The sequence below is a fragment of the Stenotrophomonas sp. STEN046 genome, assembly GCF_056759755.1.
Genome location: NZ_JBRRDR010000003.1, coordinates 90,014 through 107,263 on the forward strand (window position 1 = coordinate 90,014; position 17,250 = coordinate 107,263).

The window sequence follows — 17,250 nt, forward strand, 5'->3', positions numbered from 1 at the left end:
GGCGCGGTTGTTCGACAGTGCGTCATCTGCAGATGAAATTTTTGTTGCAGCGGTTCAGTCGCTGCCATCCAGCCCGGTCTTATCCACCGTAACAAGCGCAACGCAATGCAACGTCAGGCTGCCCCTGTTCCCGGGGACATGCCGATGCGGTGCGGCGGCGGCACGCGCTTGCCCTTATCAGCGAACGATATTGCGACGGGTGATGGCGATGGTGAAGCAGCAGAACGATCCGGGTATGCGCGCAACTGCACAGGCACCGCAGGTGCAGCCGCTGGCGCAGGCCATCACCCTGTTGTTGATGGCCGGCGGCATGGTGGGGGCGGCATCGGCGCAGCAGGCCTTCAGCCCCGCGTGGTTCGCCAGCAAGGGCGTGCAGCAGCAGAATGCGGCGCAGAGCGGGCGCCTGCCCAACGGCATGCCATCCAACCTGGTGCGTACCGACGCGCAGGCGCAGAAAGCGCGTGAGACGCTGCAGACTTCGCTGGATAACCTCGGCACCGCCGCGCAGGCCATCGCGATGCAGCAGCGCCTGCAGCAGAGCGCCCGCGATGCGGCGCGCCTGCGCGCCAGCCAGGTGCCCGATGGCCTGGGCCAGGGTGGCCTGAAGGTCGACGACGATGCGCTGACCAAAGGCTGGTCCAACGCCAGCGGGCCGGTGCAGAGCAGCAAGGATGGAACCACCACGGTCAGCATCGCGCAGACCGCCGACAAGGCCATCCTCAACTGGGAAACCTTCAACGTCGGCCGCAATACCGTGGTCGACTTCGACCAGCAGGCGGGCTGGTCACTGCTGAACCGCATCAATGATCCGTCCGCGCGGCCCTCGCAGATCCTCGGCCGCATCCAGGGCCAGGGCACGGTGATGCTGGTCAACCGCAACGGCGTGGTGTTCGACGGCAACAGCCAGGTGAACGTGCGCAACCTCGCCGCTTCGGCGGTGAACATCAGTGATGCGCAGTTCCGCAAGGGGCTGTACAGCGATGCGCAGGGCACGGCCTTCATTCCCACCTTCGGCAACGAACTGAGCACCAGCACCAACAGCTTCGCGCATGCGGCGGCCACCGGCGATGTGGTGGTCGAGCGCGGTGCGCAGATCACCACGCATGCGCCGACCACCGTGACCGAAGGCGGCGGCTACGTGCTGCTGCTCGGCAGGCAGGTCAGCAACCACGGCCAGATCAGCAGCGCCAACGGGCAGACCGTGCTGGCCGCCGGCGATGCGTTCGTGATCCGCAAGGGCCTGGGCACCGAGCAGAACCTGACCTCCACCACCCGCGGCAACGTGGTGACCGCACTGCGCGCGCCCGCAGCCGCCGGCATGCCGGTCGATGCTGCGGCAGGCGTGGTCAGCAACACCGGCCTGGTGCAGGCCAGTACCGGTGACATCACCCTGGTCGGCCACGATGTGCAGCAGCACGGCACGCTGGTGGCCACCAGTTCGGTGCATACGCGCGGCACCATCCATCTGCGCAATGAGCGCAACGATGCCGAGGGCAGCATCCAGCTGGGGCAGGGCAGCACCACCGCCATCGTGCTGGATGACTCGGCCACCACCGCGCTGGACGTGCAGCGCGAAACGCTGTTGCTTGATTCGGACAAGGCCGGTGATGGCATCCAGCACCGCCGCGACCAGTCGCTGGTGCAGATCGATACAGCCGGCAATGTCAGCTTCGAGAAGAACAGCCTGACGCTGGCCACCGGCGGGCAGGTCTACGTGGATGCACGCAGCACGGAGCTGCAGCAGGGCGCGCGTATCGATGTGTCCGGCCATGTCGGCGTCAAGATCGCGATGGAAGCCAACAACGTCCAGATCAATGTGCAAGGCAACGAACAGCGTGATGCGCCGGTCAACCGCCTTGGCGAGAAGCTCAACAGCAACAACGTCTGGCTGGACCGGCGCGACCTGACCCTGGTGCCGGCGGGCACCAATGGCTACGAGACCGACCGCTGGTACACCGCCGGCGGCTTGCTGGAAGTGAGCGGCTACCTGGGCGTTACCGGTCACGGTATCGGCGAATGGTCGGCGCAGGGTGGCACCGTGCAGTTCAGTGGCGGCAACCTGCAGACGCGCGCGGGTTCACAGATCAACCTGTCCGGCGGCACCCTGGATGTGCAGACCGGCTACATCCAGCAGACCCACCTGAAGGGGGCCGATGGCCGTCTGTACAACGCCTCCACCGCACCGGGCGACCTGCTCTACACCGGACTCTACAAGGGCTTTGAGAGCAGCCATGCACGCTGGGGAACCACCGAGTACCACTACAACCCGTTGATCGGTGCGCGCCAGCGCCTGGAGAACGGCTATGTGGTGGGCCGCGATGCGGGCCGGGTGATCGTGGCCACGCAATCGGCGCAGCTGCAGGGCGACATCGAGACGGCAACGTTCCAGGGCGACCGCCAGATCAATGCCCGCCAGGCCGATCTGGATGGTTACCTGCAGGCGCAGACGGCCGTGGCCCGCAATGGCCAGCTGGTGATCGGCCAGCAGCGTGCGGTGCAGGACAAGGACCTGCACGGCCTGCGTTACACGCCTTCGGCGGTGACCGGTACGGTGCAGATCGGCGGTGCGCCGGTTGCAGAGGCTGACAGCAGCACCGGCATGCATCTGGATGCGTCGTGGCTGAATGGTCTGGCGCTGGGCGGCCTGCAGGTCTACGCACGCGATGCCGTGGTGGTGGACCAGGCGCTGCAGATGGCAGCGGGCGGTACGCTGGGGCTGCATGCCACCGAGGTGCAGGTGAATGCCGATCTTGTGGCCCGTGGCGGCGCGATCGCACTGGGCAACATCGTGCCCGGCTGGAATGAGAGTACCGGCTGGATCGATCGTGTACTGGTTCCGGTGGCCGCCAACGGCCGTGCGCGCACGGTGGTGGGCGAGGGCGTGCTGCTTGATACCCGTGGCCTGTGGAGCAACCTGCAGACCGATCCGCTTGGCATTGCGGGCATGCCGTACGTGGATGGTGGCAGCATCCAGCTGCGCAGCAGTCAGGATGTGCAGGTCGCGCGCGGCGCGCGCCTGGATGCGTCTTCGGGCGCGGCGTTGCAGGCCGACGACCGCCTGCGTGGCGGTCGTGGCGGCGACATCGGGCTGGTCGCCAGCGCGCTGGACGAAGCGCCGGTGGCCGGCGTGGCGGCGGGCCAGCTGAGCCTGCAGGGCGAACTGCGCGGCCATGGCGTCAAGGGCGGCGGCACGTTGCGCCTGCAATCGGGCAAGGCGGTGGTGATCGGTGGGCAGGTGGCCGGCAGCGATGGCCTGCTGCGTGCGGGTGAGCGCGCGCCGATCGATCTGCTTACCTCCGATACCTTCCAGGTGCTGGCGGGCAGCACGTTGCCGATCGACTATGCCTACACCCGCGTACAGGCCCAGCCCGGCGAGACGCTGGGCACGCAGCCAGTGGTGGATCCGGCCCGGCCGGAAACCCACCTCACCCTGGCCGCAAGCTGGACCCCGCCCAAGCCGGTGGCCAACGCCGACTCCTATGTGCTGCGCACGCTGGATGGGCGTGCCTTCACGGTGAACGTGTGGACGCCGCCGCCGATGCTGGCGGCCGGCACCGTCGTCACCCAGATCACCGGCTTCCAGGGCGGTTTCCCGATCAATTTCCTGGTGCCGGCCGACGTGTTCCCGCAGGGCATCCGGGTACTGCCGTCGGCGGCGACGTTGAAGGCCGGCAGCCTGGCGCCGAGCGATATCCGTTTCGCCGCCGGCACGCGCATCGCCGCCGGCAACGTGTTGGCCCAGGATGTGGCCGTGGAGCGCCAGCTGCAACTGGCCAGCGAAGTGTTCGAGCAAGGTTTCGCGCGCTATGAGGTGACTGGCCAGCAGAGTCTGGCCGTGGCGCCGGGCGCGCACCTGCGGGTGACCATGCCGGTACTGCAGCTGGATCTGGAACATGCACGCGCGCTGCGCAGCGGCAGTTCGCCCAGCGAGGCGTTGCAGGCATGGCTGGCGCCCGAGTTCAGCGCCGACACTGCCAAGGCGACGCTGCAGCAGCGCAAGGGCGCTGATCTGCAGCTGCGTGCGGGCAGCACGATGGGCCCGCTGGCGACACTGTCGGTCGGCCAGGGCGCGCACCTGCAGGTCGACAACGGCCGCAGCATCGGCCTGGCCGGCAATGGCCAGATCACCGTGGACGGCACAGTGCAGGCCAACAGCGGCCGCATCGACATCCTCGACATGGGGCTGGGCGAGATTGCCGCTTCGCCCAAGGGCCACGACCGCTCGCTGTGGATCGGCGACCACGCCGTGCTGGATGTTTCCGGCGTTGCGCAGGTGGAGCGTGATGCGCGCGGCCAGCGTTTCGGCCTGGCCGGCGATGGCGGACGCATCCAGGTGGGTGGCCGTTACGACGCCAACGCTACCAGCGTCGATGGCGTGGATGCGTTCGTGGTGGTGCGCCCAGGTGCACGCCTTGATGCCTCCGGTGCCAGTGCCACGTTCGACGTGCCGGGCCAGGGCGCCACCGATGTGGCGGGCGATGGTGGTGTGCTGCACCTGGCCAGCTTCAATGGCCTGTTCCTGGAGGGCAGCCTGCGTGCAGCTGCAGGTGGACATGGAGCGGCCGGCGGCACCCTGTCGGTTGCGCTGGAAGCGCCGAACTATCTGCTGGCCGGCAACCCGGACGACCGCGTGCGCTCGTTGCGCGAGTTCAACGTGACCCAGCAGCAGGCAGACAGTGGCCTGGCCACTGCGCTGCAACCCGGCCAGGCCGATCCAGCACTGGTCTATGGACGCGCCGCGATCGGGGTCGACCGCATCCAGGCCGGTGGCTTCGGCAATCTGGGGCTGCTGGTCAACGGTGTGATGAGCTTCAACCACGGTGTGGACCTGGCGATGCACCAGGGCCTGCGCCTGACCGCCAGCAATTTCAGCCTGGCAGAGCACAGCGAGGATGGCGCGCAGGTGGCGCTGGCCGCGCCATACGTGCGGCTGGCCGGCAATACCCGTGGCGCCAAGGATGCACACACCCTGCCGCTGCCGGAGATCCAGCGCCTGCCTTCGCTGCGCGATGCCTCCACGCTGCGCGTGGACGCGAGCGTGCTGGATGTGATCGAGTCGGTGGCCTTTGGCACCTCCGGCAGACTGGCACAGGGCGCCGGCACCGTCGACGTCCAGCGCGACGGCTTTGAAACCGTGGCGCTGCGCAGCAAGGGCGACCTGCGTCTTCTCAAATCGAAGGTGCGCGACCGCAGTTCGATCGATACGGTGGGCGACCTGGTGCTGGCTGCCAGCCAGATCTATCCCGCCACCCAGGCCGTGGGCGAGATCCGCGCCGGCAAGAAGGGTACCGTCGATGAGTGGGGCCAGTTCCAGGTGGTGTACGACCCGGCACGCTCGCTGCGCGCGGAACGCAGTGGCGATGCAGTGCCGGCTGCACCGCTGGCGGCGTTTGGCAGCTTGCGGTTGCTCTCGTCCAACATCGAACAGGGCGGCGTGGTGCGCGCGCCGCTGGGCGAACTGGTGATCGGCCAGTCCGAGGGCGGCAACTTCGCACTGGCCAGCCGCGTGCAGCTGTTGCCGGGCAGCGTGACCTCGGTCAGTGCTGCGGGCCTGCGCCTGCCCTACGGCGGCACCAAGGATGGGTTGACCTATGTGCATGACGGCCTGGATGCGGTCTACAAGGGTATCGGCGGCAGCGGCAACGAGTTCGGTGGTGTCATCCTGCGTGGCGACAGCATCGATGTGCAGGCCGGTGCGGTGCTGGACCTGTCCGGCGGCGGTGAGCTGAGTGGCGCGGCGTTCCTGGGCGGCCGTGGCGGTTCCACCGATGCACGGTTGAATCCGCTGGTGCAGATCGATGCCAACGGCGGCGGCTTCGTGCTGCCTGGCCTGTCCAGCAATCCGGTCTATGCGATCGTGCCGGGCGCGCAGGCCGATGCGGCGCCGATCGCCGCCGAGAAGGGAGCCGGCGATCCGGCCATCGGCCGCCAGATCCAGATCGGTGCGGGTGTGCCGGGCCTGCCGGCCGGAACCTACACCCTGCTGCCGTCCACCTACGCTTTGCTGCCGGGTGCGTTCCGGGTGGAACTCAATGGCCAGGCCAGCAGCCAGGCCGGTTTCGGCGCCAGCACGGCGATGCGCAATGGATCGTGGAGCACGGCGGCCCGGTTCAGCACGGCCGGCACCGGTATCCAGGATGCATTGACCTCGCAGGTGATCGTCACTGCCGCCGATACCCTGCGGCAGTACTCGCAATACAACGAAACCAGCTACGCGCAGTTCGGTCTGGCGTGGGCGCAGCGCGACGGCGCACCGCGGCCGAGGCTGGAACGTGATGCCGGCCGGCTGACGCTGGATCTTTCCAATCGCCAGGCCGGCACGCCCGGACTGCACGCGCTGGCAGTGGCGCCAGGCAGCGTCCGCGGCGCTGCGGCCAGCGGCGGCTACGGCAGTGACCTGGTCGTGCGCAGCCCCGGTGCGCTGGAAGTGCTGGCGCCGGGCAGTACCGCCACCGACGGCTTCAGTGGCCTGTCGGTGCATGCCGATGCGCTGAACGCGGTCGCTGCCAACACGATGACCATTGGTGGCTCGCCGACCTCGGTGTTCCAGGCCAACCGCATCACCCAGGACGCCTACAAGCTCGGCTTTGGCAGCAACGGGCAGGCATCCTCGCAGGTGGTGCTGCGCAGTGGCGCGGAACTGTCGGCGGCACAGGTGTTCCTGGTGGCCGGTGCGCGCGACGGCGGCATCACGGTGGAGCAGGGCGCATCCATCAACACGCTCGGCCGGGGTGCTGCGGCGTGGGATTCGACGGCGGGCTACATCTTCGACCCGGGTACCACGGCGGTACTGGCGGTATCCAACGGTTCGCTGGACATGCTGGCACCGGGAACCAGCACCGAGGCGCGCTATGGCCAGGGCGACATCCTGATTGGCGGCTGCGGCGCCGACCGCAGCTGCAGCGGTACCACCACGCTATATGCAGGCGGCACCCTCACCGCCGCCACCACGGCAGGCTTCGAACTGGCCGACAGTGCGCGTTACGGGGCCCGCAAACTGGTGCTGGCTGTCGGCAACATCAATGTTGGCAGCAGCGATGCGCTGGCCCGGATGGCTGCCGAAGGCCTGCTGCCGGCCGGGCTCACCCTCAACCAGCAGGTGCTGGACCGACTGCTGCGTGGAGACACAAGTACCGGTGCGCCGGCCTTGGAAAAGCTGGTACTGACCGCCGGCGATGCTGTGAACTTCTTCGATTCGGTGGAGCTGTCCACGCTCGATGCCAGCGGCAGGTCGACGCTGGGCGAACTGGTGCTGACCACGCCTGCCATCCGTGGCCAGGGCGGGGCCGATGCGGTGGCCCGCATCCGTACCGATACTCTTGTCTGGAATGGCAGCGCGCGCCCGGCTGGCAATGTCGTTGCCGGTGGCGCAGGAACCGGCAGTGGCCAGCTGCAGGTGGATGCGCGGCAGATCCTGTTCGGCTATGCCGAGCAGTCCCAGCCGGACACCGTGGCCGTGCACGACCGGCAGACGCTGGGCTTCGGCACGGTTGCACTGAATGCCAGCGAACGCGTCAGCGCCAACCACATCGGCAGCCTGTCGGTGCACCAGTCGCAGGGTGGCTGGAACCCGCAGGCCAAGGCATTCGACTACAGCGGTGGTGATCTGCTGATCAGCACGCCGCTGTTCACCGGTGCCGCCGGCTCGATCAACCGGATCAGTGCCGGCGGCCGCATCGCCGTGGTCGCCGCGCAGGGCGGCAACGCGGTCGTCAGCGATCCGGCAGCGGCACTGGGTGCCGAGCTTTCACTGCAGGCCGGCCGCGATCTGCTGCTGGATACCCGCGTGCAGCTGCCCAGTGGCAAGCTGCAGCTGGCCGCACAGGACGACGTGCGCCTGGGCGATGGCGCGCAGCTGGACCTCGCCGGGCGCCGCATCGACATGTTCGATGTCAGCCGCTACAGCTGGGGCGGTGATGTCACGCTGGATTCCAAGGCCGGCAACATCGTGCAGGCGGCAGGTTCACGCATCGACCTGTCGGCGGAAAACAACCGGGGTGGCCGTCTCAATGCGTTCGCACTGGGTGCAGACGCCGGCAATGTCGCGTTGGCCGGCCAGGTGCTGGGCGGCAGCAGTGGACGCTACGACACCGGCGGCACCTGGGTGCCTTACAGCAGCGCCTATCTTGATCTGCGCGCGCAGCATATCGACGACTTCGCCGCCCTCAACACGCGCCTCAACGCCGGGCAGGTCTTCGGTGGTCGCAGCTTCCAGTTGAAGCAGGGCGATCTGGTCATCAGTGATGGGCTGAAGGCACGCGAGGTGAACGTCTCGGTCGATGCCGGCCATCTGACCGTACAGGGCCGCATCGATGCGGCGGGCGAGCAGGTGGGCAGCATCCGCCTGGCGGCACGCGATGGCCTCAGCCTGGGCTCGGCTGCGGTGCTGGATGCGCATGGCAGCGTGCTGCGCCGGGACAGCTACGGCCAGGTGATCGAAGCACCGAACCGGGCAGTGATCGAACTGGATTCGGGCAACGGGCTGTTGGCGCTTGGCGCTGGCGCGCGCATGGATCTCGGTGTCGGCGGCGCACCTGCGGCGTACGGCAGTGTTGCGCTCAACGCGCCCCGGCTGGGAGGCGCGCGCGGCAATGATGTCGCCATTGATGCTTCGGCGCCGCTGCGCATCGATGGCGCCCGCGCGATCACCGTCAACGCTTTCCAGACCTACACCGACGCTGCCGCCGGCACCGATGCAACGGTGGATGGCCGCAGCTACCAGGCCATCAACCAGGCCTACCTGGACACGATCCACGGCGACAGTACGGCCTTCATCGACAATGCGCTGGGCAACCGTGCGCTGATCGACGGCAAGCTGGCCGGGTTGCGTGCCTATGGCGACCAGTTCCATCTGCGCCCGGGTGTGCAGATCAGCAGCAGTTCCGATGCGTCGGTCAATCGCGATGGTCATCTGCACGTGGATGGCGATATCGATCTGTCCGGCTATCGCTACGCCAGCCTCAACCCGCATCTGCAGAAGACCAGCCAGTACGGGTCCGGTGAAGCGGGCGCGCTGGTACTGCGCGCGGCGGGCGACCTGGTGGTGTTCGGCAGCATCAGCGACGGTTTCGATGGCTCGCGCCTGCTGATGGGCAGCACGCCGGACGACAAGGGCTGGCTGCTTCCGAACGGGCGTATTCCCTTCGGTGGTGAAGTGGTGATTCCGCAGGGCGGCGTGGTCACGCTGGACGTGGGAAGCGCGTTCCAGCCAGGCCGCACGCTCAATTTCGACGTGCCGGTGGCGGCGATGCAGTTGCCTTCAGGCACGCAGCTGCCATCGCGCATGACCCTGGCCGGTGAGCTGGCATTGCCGGCAGGCACCGTTCTGGGTGCGGCCATCCGCGATGGCAACGGGGTGCTGCTGCATGCAGCCGGCACGCTGCTGGCCAAGGCCACGACGCTGCCAGCTGGCACGCAGCTGGATGCCGGCTTCCGTGTTCCTGCGGCAACCCCGATGGCAGCCGGCATCTGGCCGGCCGGCGTTCCGCTGCCGGTGGGCATGAGCCTGGCGCAGCCGCTGCTGCTGGCCAAGGGCGCGATCCTGCCATCGGAAACCGACGTCAAGCTGCCCGGCGGCGCGGAGTCGATCAACCTGCGTCCGGCCGATGCCAACGGCAACCAGGGGCGTACCTGGGCGTTGGCACCGATGCTGGCCGGCGGCTCGCAGTCGTTTGACCTGCGCCTGGTGGCGGGCGCGGATCTGCAGGCGGCCGACACCCGCGCCGTTGCACGCAACGCCACCGGCACCGTGCGCCTGGCCGATACCCATTACGGCGTACTGGTGGAGAACGCACCGGTGCCGGGCACTGGCATTCCGGCGGAATACCGCTGGGCGGTGGACGTCGATGCCGATACCTGGAACTCGATCGGCCTGCCCAGCCAGGTGGTTGCCGGCGAAGTCATCACCCAGGACAACATCGACATGTTGATCCTGTTCGGGCTGATCATCTCCAGCCCGCTGGAGCTCAATGAGTGGGGCCTGGGCGCGCCCGTGCACGAGGCCAATCCGGGGGTGCCGCCGCAGTATGCCGACATCGCCCGGCCCGCCCGCGAGCAGGTGTTCAGCGTGCTGCGTACAGGCACCGGCGACCTCGACCTGGTGGCCGCCGGCGACCTGCAGATGCATTCGCCCTATGGCGTGTACACCGCAGGCACCGCAGCGGCATCGCTGGCCGCTGGCAACGGTGTTGACCCCTACAACCAGCCGCGCGGCGCGCTGAAGGATGGCAGCCTGCTGTGGAAGGACCAGGAGGCTGCGTTCCGGCCGCTGATCGACGGTGGTGCACAGAGTCTCTACAGCGCCTGGTATCCCGAGCACGGTGGCAATGTGCTGGTACGTGCCGGTGGCAACCTGGTCGGTGACCTGATCGGTGCCGGTGGCGAGACCCGCAACAACGTGTCCTTCGGCATGATGCGTGGGCAGATTGGGTCGGTGGCCCTCGGCAACTGGCTGTGGCGACAGGGCACCGGCAGCGTGACGCCGGGCAGCACCGGCACGCCTGCCGCGTGGTGGGTCAACTTCGGCACCTACGTGCCCGGTTCAGCCGATGGCACCTACCTGGCCAATTCCAACGCGCGTTATGCCAATGCTCCATTCCTGGCAGGCTTCACCGGCGTCGGCACGCTCGGCGGCGGCAACCTGGTGGTGGAAGCCGGCGGCGATGCCGGCATCCAGTCCGCCCGCGGCGACGCGCGCCTCAACCGCGGGGCGCAGAGTCTGGACAAGACACTGGTGCCGCGCAGCCAGGGCCTGAACCTGGCGGTCGGCAGCAGCGGGCGCATGACTGCGTCGGGCGATCTGGTACTGACCGGTGGCGGCGACCTCGACCTGCGCATCGGCGGCAGCCTGAACCCCAACGCGGAACTGCGCCGCAACGAACACGACCTCAACAGTACGCTGGTCAACCTGCGCGGCGCGCTGCGCGTGGAAGCCGGCACGCTGGGCGGTCTGCAACTGCGCTATGGAGTGCTGGACCACATCGATTCGCGCGGCGGCGATCCGTTTGCAGCGGGCCGTGCCTATGCCGGTGGCGGCCCGGTGCTGGTGCTGGGCGATTCGTCGGCGCGACTGGATACCCGGGGTGACCTGGTGCTGGGCGGCGTCGGCGATCCGGGCCGCACCAAACTGCTCAACGCCACACCGTTCACCTATGCCGGCCGCCAGCTGGCGGGCGAGGGCTGGAGCTCGTTCTCGCTGTGGACGCCTTCCACCAGCGTCGACCTGTTCAGTGCCGGTGGCAACCTGACCCCGACCACCGAGTGGGCCGGCGGTGCCAACAGCGAGGACATCGCCATTGACCGCCGCGGCAGCAATGCGTCGGGTACCCTGGATGGCGATTTCTATCCCTCCATCCTGCGTGCGGTGGCCGCCAACGGCAGCCTCTACTACGGCGTGGGCACCACCGCGCTGCGCAACAACTTCGGCAGCACGCCGCTGCGGGTACTGCGCGGACTTACGCTGGCACCCTCGCCGCAGGGCAGCCAGTTCATCAATGTCACCGGCAAGGGCGAGCTGGCCTTGCTGGCGGGCGACTCGATCTACGCCAGTGGCTATGCCATCACCGCATCCACCGCCGACCCCGCAGCGCTCAGCAGTCCGTTCAATCCGGCCTTCATGGGCATCACCTCGCAGACCGGCGGCGGGCCGCTCGGCCTGAACCCGACGCGCGTTCACAACGCGGCAGCGGCCAACATCGCGTTCAACGACTGGATCACCGATGGCAACGGCCGCATCAGCAACGCCTCGCTGCTCAACTTCGGCAGCCAGGCCACCTCCGGTTATGCGGCCGTGGGCCAGCAGCCGGCGCGCTACTACGCCGTGCAGGGTGACATCGTCGGCCTGCGCATGGGGCAGATCGCCGAGCTGGGGCTGAAGGCGCGCGATGGCTACCGCTATGACGGCTCGATTCCGGTGGCCATCCGCGCCGGCCGCGATATCAGCAACAGCGGTACCGGCCTGGGCCAGAAGGATACCGTCGGCGAAGGCCGCGGCAACCTGATCGCGCACGGCCACGCCGATGACATCTCGGTGGTGCAGGCCGGGCGTGACATCCGCTTCAGCACCTTCTATGTCACCGGCCCCGGCCTTCTGGATGTGAGTGCCGGGCGCAACGTGTACCTGGCCGACAAGGGCGAGATCAAATCGCTGGGCAACGTTGTCGAGGCAGGTTCCAGCGACCGCGGCAGCGGTGCAGGCATCGTGGTGGCCGCTGGCATGGGCGCCGGTGCGGACTGGAATGCATTTGCTGCGCGCTATCTGGATGCGATGAACCTGGCCGATCCGGAGCGGCCGCTGTCCGAGCAACCCGGCAAGGCCGCGTCGATCTACAGTGGCGAGCTGACGCTGCCGCAATGGTTGCAGCGCGAATTCGGATACAGCGGCGACGCCGCCGGCGCCAGCGCCTACCTGGACAGCAAGCAGGCCGAACTGGACCAGGCGCGCGCTGCATCACTGACCAGTGGCGGCAGTGTCGCCAACCGTTCGCTGGCGCGCGAGTTCCGCCTGCAGAGCCAGTTGCATCTGGTGAACTGGCTGAGCACCCGCTTCAGCGCTGACAACGGCCTGGGCCTGCACTTCGATGCCCGCACGATGGATGCGCGCGCGTTCTTCGCGGCCCTGCCCGCCGAGCAGCAGCATGCGTTCCTGCGTAATGTCTACTACGCCGAACTGAAGAGCGCCGGCCGCGAGTACAACGATGCCGATGGCAAGCGCTTTGGCAGCTACGTGCGCGGTCGTGAAGCGATCGCCACCCTGCTGCCCGGCGGTGACAACGGTGGCCGCTACAACGGCGATCTCACGCTGTTCAGCAGTGCGCTGTATGTGGACGAGTACATCAGCACCAACGGTGTCGGCAAGGATCGGCCGACACCGGGCAAGACCTACATCAGCAAGGCCGAGTGGCAGGCGATGGGCAGTCCGTCCTACGGCGTGGCGTACTACGAAGTGGTCGACGCCGGCATCCACACCCAGTTCGGCGGTGACGTGCAGATCATGACCCCGGGCGGACGCACGCTGGTCGGTATCGACGGTGGCTTCGTGCCGGGCGCAGGCTCGGGCGTGATGACCCAGGGCGAGGGGGACATCAGCATCTACGCGCGTGACAGCATCCTGCTCGGCCAGAGCCGTGTCTTCACCACCTTCGGCGGCAACATCCTGGCCTGGTCGGCCGGCGGTGACATCAACGCCGGACGTGGCAGCAAGACCACCGTGGTCTACACCCCGCAGCGCCGCGTCTACGACAGCGTGGGCAACGTCAGCCTGTCACCGAACACGCCCACCACCGGCGCCGGCATCGCCACCCTCAACCCGATTCCGGAGATCGCGCCGGGTGACATCGACCTGATCGCGCCGCTGGGCACCATCGACGCCGGTGAGGCCGGTATCCGGGTCTCCGGCAACGTCAACCTGGCCGCGCTGCAGGTACTGAACGCCGACAACATCCAGGTGCAGGGAAAGTCCGCTGGCATCCCGGTAGTGGCTGCGGTGAACGTCAATGCGCTGACCTCGGCCAGTACCGCTGCCAGCAGTGCCGTGCAGGCAGCGCAGGAGATGGTCAAGCGGCAGACCCATCAGGCCCAGCCGTCGACCATCAGCGTGCAGGTGCTCGGCTTTGGCGAGGCCACCAGCAGCACGCGTCCGGCGCGCGACGACGACCGCTACGACCCGGACAGCGTGGTGCAGGTGGTCGGCATGGGCGAATTGACCGCCGAACAGCGTGCACGCATGGCCACTTCTGCGGCCAAGCGGCAATGACGATGCCACCGCGCGACCCATCTGCATCGCCTTCCCATTTTTCCGCATTGAGACGCCACTGATGTTCTTCCCGACCAAGGCAGGGGCCTGGGCGCCCCTGCCGCTGTGCCTGATGTGCGTGATTCCGCTGGCCGCTGCACAGGAGCCGGCCCCGACCACTGCGCCGGCCGCCGCGCGCATCAACATCAACGAATACCTCGTGCGTGGCAACAGCGTGCTGGACGCACGCGCGATCGAACGTGCGGTCACCCCGTACCTGGGCCCGGACCGCACCTTGCAGGATGTCGAAGCGGCACGGCTGGCCCTGCAGACGGCCTACCAGGGCAAGGGCTACCAGTCGGTGTATGTCGAACTGCCCGAGCAGCAGGTCAGCGGTGGCGTGGTGATCCTGCAGGTCAGCGAGACCCGCGTCGGCGAGGTCAAGGTGGTTGGCGCGCAGCACAATGATCCGCAGCGCCTGCGCGACCGCGTTCCGGCCCTGCAGGCCGGCGTGGTGCCGGACTTCGCCCTGGCCCAGGCACAGCTGACCGAACTCAACCGCAACGGCAAGCGGCAGGTCATCCCGCTGGTCAAGCCCGGCGCGGATGGCCGCATGGATGTCGAACTCAAGGTGGATGACGCATCGCCATGGCGGTTCAGCGCCAGCGTCAACAACGACCACAGCGTCGATACCGAGCCGTTGCGCAGCACCCTCAGCATCGGCAATGACAACCTGTGGCAGCGCGACCACACCGCTTCGCTCACCTTCTTTGCCGCCCCGCAGGATCTGGACCAGGCCAACGTGCTGTCGGCATCCTATGGCCTGCCGCTGGCCGGCCCGGACTGGATGCTGGAGTTTTCCGGCTACCGCTCCGACAGCAACGTGGTTTCCAGCGGCCAGACCAACGTGACCGGCAAGGGCCACGCATTGGGCCTGAAGCTCAATCACACCCTGCCGATGACCGGCGCGTGGTGGCACCAGCTGTCCGCCGGCATCGACTTCAAGGACCTGGATGAATCGGTGGCGATGGTCGGCCAGGCCTCCGATTTCGCGCCGCTCAAGTACGCCCCCATCACCTTCGCCTACAGCGGCTTCCGCCAAGGCGAAAAACATCAGCTGAGCGTCAGCCTGCAAGCAGTATTCGGCACACGCAGTCTGCTTGGCTATGGCAGCTCCGGTGATGAATTCGACTGGAAGCGCGCCTACGCCGATCCAAGTTTCTTCGCGGTCAAGTTCGACATCAGCGATACCTACACCCTGGACAGCGGTGCGCAGTGGTTTGCCCGTGTTTCGGCGCAGATGACCGACCAGCCCCTGGTGTCGGGCGAGCAGTTCGCTGCGGGCGGCATGTACACCACGCGTGGCTACCGCTCGGCCGAAGGCATCGGCGACTACGGTGCACTGGCCACGCTGGAATGGCGCACGCGCCCCTTCAGCGTGTGGGGCCTGCAGGAATGGCGCTTCTACAGCTTCGTGGATGGCGCCTGGCTGGGCCTGCGCCGGCCATTGCCCGAACAGACCGACAGCAACTGGATGTCGGCCATCGGCGTTGGCAGCAGCCTGCGCATCACCGACCACTTCAACCTGCGCCTGGATTACGGCCGCACGCTCAGCGATGGGCCGACCACCACCAAGGGCGCCAATCGCCTGCATCTCAGCCTCGGCGCCAGCTACTGAGCCCGGCGCTTCCGAATTCCCTGGAGATCTTCCCATGCAACGCTTTCTTGCCCTGTTGTTGTTCTGCCTGAGCCTGTCCGTGCTCGGCACTGCCCGCGCCGATACGCCGTGGTGGCAGGCGGAATGGAAGTACCGCAAATCGATCACGTTGGACGCTGGCCCGGGCGGTGCTGCGCTCGGCGGCAATCTTGGGCGCACCCCCGTGCTGGTACGCCTGCACACCGGCAACTTCGCCTTCGACGGGGTGGCCGAAGGTGGCAAGGACATCCGTTTCGTCGGTGCCGATGGACACACCGTGTTGAACCACCAGATCGAGCAGTACGACGCAGGCCTGGGCATGGCGCTGATCTGGGTGGATGTGCCCAGCCTCAGCGGCACCGCGCCGCAGACGGTATGGATGTACTACGGCAACGCCAATGCGCCGGCCACCAGCAATGGCCAGCGCGTGTTCGATCCGGACTACAGCGCGGTGCTGCACTTCGCCGACAACGGCAATGAGGCACGCGACACCACCGCCTACGCCAATCCGGCCAGCGGCACGTTCACCGCCGCCGAAGGCGCCATCATCGGCCGCGGTGCGCGCCTGTCCGGCACGCCGCTGCAGCTGCCGGGCTCGCCATCACTGGCGATTGCCGCCGGCGGCGCGATGACCTTCTCGGCATGGATCAAGCCGGCCCAGTTTGGCCCCGACCAGGCCCTCTATGCGCGCCGTGAAGGCGCCAGCGTGGTGATCGTCGGCCTCGACAACGGCGTTCCCTACGTGCGCGTCAACGATCAGCGCAGCCAGGCCGTACCGGCGCTGGTGGCAGGGCAGTGGACGCACCTGGCTGTGACGGCCAGCGAAGGCACGGTGGTGCTGTGGGTTGGCGGTCATGAAGCAAGCCGGATCGATGCGGCATTGCCGGCGCTGGCAGGCCAGGCCCTGATCGGTGCCGACAGCGCACCTGCCGCCGGCGATGCAGATGCGATCGCCATGGCGCAGCCGTTCCTGGGTGACATCGACGAAGTACGCGTGTCCAAGGTCGCGCGCCCGGCCACGCTGCTGCTCGCCGACGCGACCGCGCAGGGCGCCGAATCGCGCCTGCTGGCCTTTGGTGAGGACGAGCAGTCGGCCGGCGTCAGCCACTTCGGCTTCATCCTCAAGGCGATGCCGGTGGATGCATGGGTGGTGGTGGTGATCCTGGGCCTGATGATGCTGCTGTCGTGGTCGATCATGATTGCCAAGAGCCGCTATTTCAGTACCGTCGCCCGTGCCAACGTGGCGTTCTCCGAGCAGTACCGCAAGGTGGCCGGCGCGCCGGTGGCCGCCCTGCAGCAGGTCGAACGCAGCGGCGTGCTGGCGCCGCAGGTGCGCGACAACTCCACCCTGTGGAAGCTGTACCGCATCGCGATGGAGGAAATGGACGGGCGTGGCTCGCACCATCATGGCCTGACCGCCGCAGCGATCACCTCGATCCGTGCGTCGATGGATGCCGAAGTGACCCGCGAAAGCGAGCGCATGTCCAAGCGCATGAACTGGCTGTCCACCACCATCGAGGGCGCACCGTATGTGGGCCTGTTCGGCACCGTGATCGGCATCATGCTGGTGTTCGTGGTGGCCGCGATGGCGGGCGCGGTGGACATCAACTCGGTGGCACCTGGCATGGCCGCCGCGCTGCTGTGTACTGCCGCCGGCCTTGGCGTCGCCATCCCGGCGCTGTTTGGCTACAACTGGCTGGCATCGCGCGCCGAAGCGATCGCTGCCGACATGTCGGTGTTCGTCGATGAATTCACCGCGCGGCTGGCCGAAGAATTCGACCGCAGCGCACCGGCCGCCATCGCGCGTCCGGTCCTGGCCTGA

Annotated in this window: 3 protein-coding genes; all 3 read left to right on the forward strand. The window is 67.7% G+C overall.

Annotated elements, in window-relative coordinates; translation table 11 throughout:
* The first annotated feature begins 235 nt into the window (after window positions 1–235).
* The 3 genes from ACVOLJ_RS02720 to ACVOLJ_RS02730 all read left to right on the forward strand — a co-directional run bounded on the left by ACVOLJ_RS02720 (window position 236) and on the right by ACVOLJ_RS02730 (window position 17,250).
* Window positions 236–13,753 (forward strand): filamentous haemagglutinin family protein, encoded by a 13,518-nt coding sequence (locus tag ACVOLJ_RS02720; RefSeq protein ID WP_481563401.1) that lies wholly within the window; start codon window positions 236–238, stop codon window positions 13,751–13,753.
* A gap of 61 nt (window positions 13,754–13,814) precedes the next feature.
* A complete protein-coding gene (locus ACVOLJ_RS02725; RefSeq protein WP_481563402.1) occupies window positions 13,815–15,410 on the forward strand; it encodes a ShlB/FhaC/HecB family hemolysin secretion/activation protein in 1,596 nt (531 codons plus the stop codon).
* A gap of 34 nt (window positions 15,411–15,444) precedes the next feature.
* Window positions 15,445–17,250 carry a DUF2341 domain-containing protein gene (locus ACVOLJ_RS02730; RefSeq protein WP_475278664.1) on the forward strand — a complete coding sequence of 602 codons (1,806 nt, stop codon included), beginning with the start codon at window positions 15,445–15,447 and terminating at the stop codon, window positions 17,248–17,250.